The sequence below is a fragment of the Mesorhizobium sp. M5C.F.Ca.IN.020.29.1.1 genome (assembly GCF_003997375.1).
Taxonomy (GTDB): domain Bacteria; phylum Pseudomonadota; class Alphaproteobacteria; order Rhizobiales; family Rhizobiaceae; genus Mesorhizobium; species Mesorhizobium wenxiniae.
This window is the reverse complement of the sequence record NZ_RZSW01000003.1, coordinates 38116-44894: the sequence shown is the minus strand read 5'-3', so window position 1 is coordinate 44894 and position 6779 is coordinate 38116. Positions and strand designations below refer to the sequence as shown.

At 59.3% G+C, this 6779-nt stretch carries 7 protein-coding genes; 2 read left to right on the top strand and 5 right to left on the bottom strand.

Annotation, left to right across the window (positions count from 1 at the left end; genetic code table 11):
* The 4 genes from EOA85_RS00820 to EOA85_RS38505 form a co-directional block, all read right to left on the bottom strand.
* Nucleotides 1-693: heparan-alpha-glucosaminide N-acetyltransferase domain-containing protein (locus tag EOA85_RS00820; protein WP_127207994.1), on the bottom strand; the 693-nt coding region annotated here is incomplete at its 3' end.
* Between the two features lie 555 nt (nucleotides 694-1248).
* Nucleotides 1249-1416 carry a hypothetical protein gene (locus EOA85_RS37195; protein WP_164759429.1) on the bottom strand — a complete coding sequence of 56 codons (168 nt, stop codon included), beginning with the start codon at nucleotides 1414-1416 and terminating at the stop codon, nucleotides 1249-1251.
* Nucleotides 1417-1606: 190 nt separating this feature from the next.
* Nucleotides 1607-2377: an ATP-binding protein gene (locus tag EOA85_RS38510; protein WP_245485543.1), complete on the bottom strand. Its 771-nt coding sequence runs from the start codon at nucleotides 2375-2377 to the stop codon at nucleotides 1607-1609.
* An 81-nt stretch (nucleotides 2378-2458) separates the two neighbouring features.
* The gene (locus tag EOA85_RS38505) at nucleotides 2459-2716 is read right to left on the bottom strand and encodes a hypothetical protein (protein ID WP_245485542.1); all 258 of its coding nucleotides are present in this window, start codon (nucleotides 2714-2716) and stop codon (nucleotides 2459-2461) included.
* A gap of 974 nt (nucleotides 2717-3690) precedes the next feature.
* Here EOA85_RS38505 and EOA85_RS00810 point away from each other — a divergent pair.
* Entirely contained in the window at nucleotides 3691-4224 is a 534-nt protein-coding gene (locus EOA85_RS00810) for a peroxiredoxin (protein WP_127207993.1), read from the top strand.
* A gap of 176 nt (nucleotides 4225-4400) precedes the next feature.
* Nucleotides 4401-5810: an RNA polymerase factor sigma-54 gene (gene rpoN / locus EOA85_RS00805; RefSeq protein ID WP_127207992.1), complete on the top strand. Its 1410-nt coding sequence runs from the start codon at nucleotides 4401-4403 to the stop codon at nucleotides 5808-5810.
* 12 nt (nucleotides 5811-5822) lie between these two features.
* Here rpoN and EOA85_RS00800 read toward each other — a convergent pair whose 3' ends face one another.
* Nucleotides 5823-6428, bottom strand: coding sequence for a nitrogen fixation protein NifQ (locus EOA85_RS00800; protein ID WP_127207996.1), 606 nt, complete (start codon nucleotides 6426-6428; stop codon nucleotides 5823-5825).
* Nucleotides 6429-6779: the final 351 nt, after the last annotated feature.

Sequence of the window (6779 nt, the reverse complement as noted above, 5' to 3'; positions counted from 1 at the left end):
CAGCAAATGCAGCGCGAGCGAGGATCCCCCAAAGCCTAACACGGCCAGCGCGACGCCAGCTAGACCAAGGCACCAATGCATTGCGCGCGTGCGAAGGTCAAAGCGCGCAATGGCCATGCCTGCGATCAAAAAAGGAACCCAGGTCAACGCGGGATAGTCGCCGCTGACCAAAAGCTTGAACACCTCGGGGGCCGAGCTCTCGGAGCCAAACATTGGGAGAAGCAGGAAGCGCACTTGCGGGAGAACCAATGCTGTCGCCGCGGCGAGCAAACCGAGTTGCTGTGCGCTGAGCCGATAGAGCGGCAGGACCAACAGGAAGCAGACCCCGTAGTATGCCAGGATGGGCTCGTACGCCACATCGAGGTATTTCAGGATTGAGCCAAGGGCGAGCAGAATAAGGGCACGAACTGCGACTTTGGCAATGGCCTGTCTACTGGCTACCCCCGATTTCGGCGCGTTGCGGCCGGTAATCAAGATGAGCGAAAAACCCGTTAACACGGCAAACAGGACGGACGAGCGCCCATAGGCGAATTCCATCACACGCCCGACCAGTCCTTCGCCGCTGTCGGGACCGACATGCACGGCAAACATCCCGAAGACAGCCAAGCCGCGAGCAAGGTCGATGCTGACCAGCCGAGCTGCAGCCCACCCATCTCGCAACCCATTGTGGAGGGTGCGGTGCGGCCGTGCCATGGTGGGTTCCTTCCATCTGTCTATCGCGGGACCCGCGACAGGAGGGCCGGTCGGCTGCTGCCGTCGTCTCGCCCCGAAGGGAGCAAAGCTCGTGCCGATCTGGCAGATCGAGCCGGCGACAGAAGTTTATCTTTAGTTTTCACGCCGATAGCCTGTGGCAAACACAGACTTGGGTCGCCGAGCCAGTGGCGGGAACCTGACAAACGCGACAAAAGGTGTCGCGGAGTCGACGTTGCCGGGATGACGGCCCGAGAGATCACTGAACCAGCGGCGAGAGGCGCAGCGGCAGCGATTATCCGATCAGCACGCCGCGGGGCTGCGATAGTCCATGGTGGCGAGCCAGAGAAGTTTGTTACGGAGTTCTCTGTGCGGCTCCGCAAAAGGATCCTCCCACAACATGAAGGCGGCGCCGAGGAGCAAACCTAGGAACGGCTTGTCAGAATTGCCTACCCTGGACAATTTCTAAGAGCAGGTAGGCTAGGCGAGCGGTGGAGATCAGAACCGGCGCCTCAGTGATCGCGGCCAGCTTCAGCCGTTTGGTGAACCGGCATGCCGCTAGCCACCGTGCCAGATCACCTTCAAGATGCCGCCGAAACAGAAAAGAAGTCCCAAAGGATCGGGTTTCAGCGCCTCGTGGACCTGCAGAGCCGGCGGTGCAAGCCCTTCCGCCTCGGCGTGACCAGTGGCAAGCACACCCGGCCGGAATTGAGACCATCGGCTCACCGGGGCATCCACCTGAGTCGGAACGGACTGCGCCGAGATGGAAGCGCGTCGTGCTCGACAAGGGGCGCATCCGCTAAAGTGACCTGGCGGGGGCGCGCCCGAACGGGGCCGCACGTATGCGGCACTTTCGGCGCCGTGCAGAACTCAGCATTGAAAAACCAGCGCAACGCGAACTCTGGCCGTCAGAACATCAGTTGCAGCAGCCACTCTCATCTTCTTCGGCTCCTCGTCTTCTTAAGGTTTTCTCACTTAGGCCGACAAGGCGCCTATTGAGTCGGCTCGACAAGGTTTGGGTGTCGCCGAAGACCATCTCCACATCCTCGCGCGAGACGACATCACTGCCATCCCGTGCCAGGCTCCGTTGAGCCAAACGACGGACCATTTCCTTGACATAGGCCGCGCTGCTGTTCTCCGAGCGCGCGACGGCGTCCGCCACCGCTCCGTTTTCGAAGACGAGCGCACGACCATAAAGCGCGATCAGCCGCTCGCGGCAACCGGCGTCGGGAAGCGGTATCTCAATTGCTTCGTCGACGCGGCCCGGGCGCGAGGCGAGCGCGTCCTCAATGTCCTCCGGCCGGTTAGTCGTCAGGAGGAAGAGGATATCTGCATGTGGTTCAAGACCATCCATCTCGTTCAACAGACGGTTGAGCAGACGTTCGGCTTTCGGGCTATATACGTTTTCTCGCGACCGACCCACCAGGTCGACGTCCTCAAGCACGACGATGCTTGGCTGAAGGGTGCGGGCCAACGCGATGTAGAACCCAATCGCCGCTGTCTGCTCAGCCGTAACCAGAACGGTAGTGCGTCCGGGCAGGTTGGCAGAAACGTAACGGATGACGTGTGTCTTGCCTGTACCAGGGGGACCATAAAGCAGAATACCCTTTTGCGCGTGTTGGCCGAGGCGCTTCAACCCCTCTCGGTGTCGATCAAAGTCGAAGACGTTGGCATCAAGACGCGCCATAGTTGCCTCCGAAAGCACCACGCCGTTCCGGGGTACGTCAGGAAGGCGATGAACCCGCATCGCTCCCGGCATCCCGTCCTGTTATTGCAAGGGTGTCAGCGCTACGGCTTCACCGTCGCGAATCACCATGTCCGACAATTTCATGGCATCGAACTCGTGCCGCTGGTGGACGCCGACGAGCTTGGGAGATAAAGGTGCAATCTGCTCTTCAATGCCGGTTTGAATATCAGGCAGCAAATGGGCAGCAAACTTACGGCGCGAGCTAGCGAGACCCGTTAAATCATCGGTTTTGAAATGCCGATTTAGTGCCTGCCAGGCAAAGCGATCGATATCGGTCACAGCAGAATCCTCTGCGGGTCGAGTTGAGCGGGAGATCAATGCGCTCCTGCATCGAGCGTCGTTGCGGCGCCGCCGATCTCCCTCGAATTGCGGACGTCCCACCGATAAGATCATCGGAGCAATTTGCGTGCCCGGTTGGCGCTCCGTTGCGTTCCACCGCTTCCCGCTAACCAGCGGCTTGGCGACCTTTCGGTCGGCCTTGCGACAATTCTTGTCGAGTTTCCGACACGAGAGGTTTCGATAGAGACGCTCGGCGAGACTAATTGGAACGCCAAGCATGTAAAAATCGTACCCGATTCGAATTCGATCCTCATCGACTCTGGACCAGGGCGATCCCCGATGGCCACGGCTTGCTGCCCCGGGCCTGCGTTGGCGTTAGTCGCACAAAAACACGCCGGGGCAGACACTATGCAGTTGCTGCAGTGCCCGCCGGTGTGCGGTATTGCATCGGCTTGCGCTGTCTGGTCCGTCCTTTGCCAGCCGGTGCGGAGCGTGAGTATCCGCGTTACACAGGACTTTTGTTCAGTGTGATGACGCGACGGTTATAGCGCGTATCCGGCTTGGCGAAGACGTCGTCCTGAAGCGAAAGCGTTGGTGCGGGAGCAGCTTCATTGGAAATGGCATGCCGCTTGCTGCTCGTGGCTAGAGCCCATCAAATCACAAGAAAGCTATTTGCCGAACCATGGCTGACACACGAAGCTCTCTACGATCGCCCGAGGCCGAGCAACGGGCAGCGGCAAAAGTCCAGACAATTGCGCTGAACCAGTTCAGTCGCGCCGGTCTGTTGCGTGGTCAGTTGTTGGTACCTGCTTTGTGGATGGCTGGTGAGCCGGGCCGTTCTCATACACTCGGATGGGGAAGTGAGATTTGGAGCCGCGAGGATCTCACCTCGTGACCGGCATGCGGGCCCTGGCGCGGTGGCGCCAGCCTCAGCCAAAATCCGGTGCGCCAGTTTTTTCTAAAGGAGCAAGTTGATGACCGGTCAAAAGAAGGTTCCCTTCGTCACGTTTCTCACGCGTGTTCGCGATGATTCAGTCCAGGGGCCAAATCCATACCGCTGGGAGGAAAGAACATCCGACGACTACTTCGCCGGCAAGCGCGTCATCCTGTTCTCGCTCCCTGGCGCTTTCACCCCGACCTGCTCGACCTACCAACTGCCAAATTTCGAAGATCTCTATGAGGAATTTAAGAAGGAAGGAGTTGACGCGGTCTATTGCCTCTCCGTCAACGATGCTTTTGTCATGAATGCATGGGGGAAGTCCTTGGGGCTGCAGAAGGTCGAGTTGATCCCGGACGGTTCAGGCGAGTTCACGCGCAAAATGGGCATGCTGGTTGCCAAGGACAATCTCGGCTTCGGTATGCGCTCCTGGCGCTACGCGGCTCTGGTCAATGATGGCGTGGTGGAGCAGTGGTTTGAGGAGGAAGGTTTCTCCGACAACTGCGAGACCGATCCCTATGGCGTCTCATCCCCGCAGAACGTCCTTCACAAATTGAAGACCGCTGCATGACCTGGTGTACATCGACCATGTGCAGCGGTGTCTTGGACGAGACCGAGCACAAAAGGCGAAACTCTAAGGCGCGTCCCGTGAGGTGTCCAAACGTGACGCGCGTCAGAAGCGTCGACCTGTGAGAGATCCAATTAGCCGCGGCCAAGAGCTTCTTTGACAGGAATACCGAGCTGACCATGAAATCATCGTTTGGCCTACTTCAGAAACAGTCTCTTGCAGCATCGCCTCAACTCATCGAGTCGATTCGCTTGCTGCAACTGACGCATGCCGAACTGCATCAGTTCGTGGACCAGGAGCTCGAGAAGAATCCGCTTCTGGAGCATGCGCCAAACGACGACGGGCTGTCTGGCGAGGCTGCAGGACCGACCTGGAGCGGGCCCCCGGACCATCCCCGGCAAGGGAAATCCCAGCCGAACGAGACCAACACCGCGCCTGGTGATCGTCCTGCCTTCGAGGAGTTTGTCGCCTTAGCCGAAACTTTGCACGACCATGTCGCTCGTCAGATCTCCCTCACTGCCTTCACACCGCACGAACGGCTGATTGCTAGTCAGCTTGCCGGTCATCTGGATGACACTGGCTATCTTCAGGCAAGTCCTTCGGACCTGGCTGGGTACAAGAACATTCCTCCGGCCGATGTGGAACGGGTTCTAGGTACCTTGCAGCACTTCGATCCGCCGGGAATTTTCGCACGAACTCTCGGCGAATGTCTTGAGATACAGCTGCGCCAGCGAAACCGGTTCGACCCGGCGATGGCGGTTTTGATTGCCAACCTTGAGATGCTTGCGCAACGCGATTTTCAGACGTTGAAGCAGCGTTGCGGCGTCGATGAAGAGGATCTTCTCGATATGCTGCAGGAAATCCGTGCGCTCGATCCCAAGCCTGGAAACGCATTCCAATCGGGCGCGCCGGAATGCGTTGTACCGGACGTCTGGGTCACGCCCTCGCCCGGAGGTGGATGGCAGATCGAGCTCGATCCGAACACGCTGCCCAGGGTGCTGATCAACCAAAGCTATGTCGCGGAGGTTTCATGCCGAGCCGCCAAAAAATCGAAAGACATGACATTTATCAACGAATGCTTGCAAAACGCGAACTGGTTAATCCGCAGCCTCGATCAGCGAGCCAAGACCATCCTTAAGGTCGCGACCGAAATCGTGCGCCAGCAGGAGGCCTTTCTGGAATATGGCGTCGCCCACCTACGACCCCTCAATCTCAGGACGGTCGCTGACGCGATCAACATGCACGAGTCGACTGTAAGCCGGGTGACGTCGAACAAGTACATGGTTACCCCACGCGGGGTGTTCGAACTTAAGTACTTTTTCACTGTCGCGATCGCCTCCTGCGAAGGCGGTGACGCGCACTCCGCCGAAGCCGTCCGCCATCGGATCAAAGCGATGGTCGCCGAAGAATCCCTTGATAACGTGCTTTCGGACGATGACATCGCTGACCGGCTCAAGGAATGCGGCATCCATCTCGCTCGCCGCACCGTCACTAAATATCGCGAGGCGATGAATATCCCCTCCTCCATACAGCGGCGCAGGGAAAAGCGCTTGTGGCGCGACGGCGATCGAGGCCTCAAGGCCTCGTGACGAAAGCGGCCCTTAAATCAATGTGACGCGTTCTTCGCATTCGCCTTCCTCCGGGCCGAAGCAACTTTCGAAATCACTGCATTCGCGGCAATTGGGCGCAGTGCATAGCGAGAACCCTTCGGCCTCGCAGAGTTTGCGATAAAAGTACTTCTTCCATTTCATGTTTTGGGCGTTGCCCGCCGCTAGCGTCGGAAAATGCATGGCAAGCAGGCGGTTGAGCTCGGCCCGGTTGAGAAGCCCAAGGTCTTGCCACAGATGGCCATTGCGCATGGCGCGCCGGGCGAGGATCTTAGCGAAGCGGGCGCTCGCCGGGTCGCTCGGCCGGGCATGCGCCAGCAGCAGGCCGCGCAGAAGTTCTTCCTCCATAAGCGGCTCAGGGTCGCTGGCGTCTTTGAAGGCCAAGGCTGCCATAGCGGCAGCGGGGAAACTGCGGGGCAGGATCTCGCGCAGCTCGGTAAGGGAAAGGCCGGTTGACTCCGTCGCTGTCGCCTCGCCGGCCTCGACCTCCTTCAGCGCACACGAGAGGACGCAGGCAAGCACATGCTCGTCGAACCCCTTCTCCGGCCCGATCGCAGGCCGTTGGCCGGCGCCGACACACACATCGTTTTGAGCGGACATGGTCCCGTTCTCCTGGTTTGTCTCGTCCACAGCGGCTCTGCCAGCAGCAACATGGGTCTGGCAGTCTTTCGGGCACACGCTGCGCAGGCTCAACCCCAGTGCAGCGGCCGACGGGGTCGGCGCCATGATCATGCGATCTAGCTCGCCTTCGAAGTCACCGCGCTACCCGTCGCAAGTGCGAGGATTTCACCAGAAAAACGACGCCCTGAAAGCGCCGCGCGCGAGCAGACTTTCCAGCAGAGCGGCCTTAGCCCGCACAAGCGGAGCCCTCGAAAGGTGAGATATTCGGGCACCACCTGGAGCCGTCCAGGGTAACGAAAGCGCTACTCATCGAAAGCATACAAGTTCCAT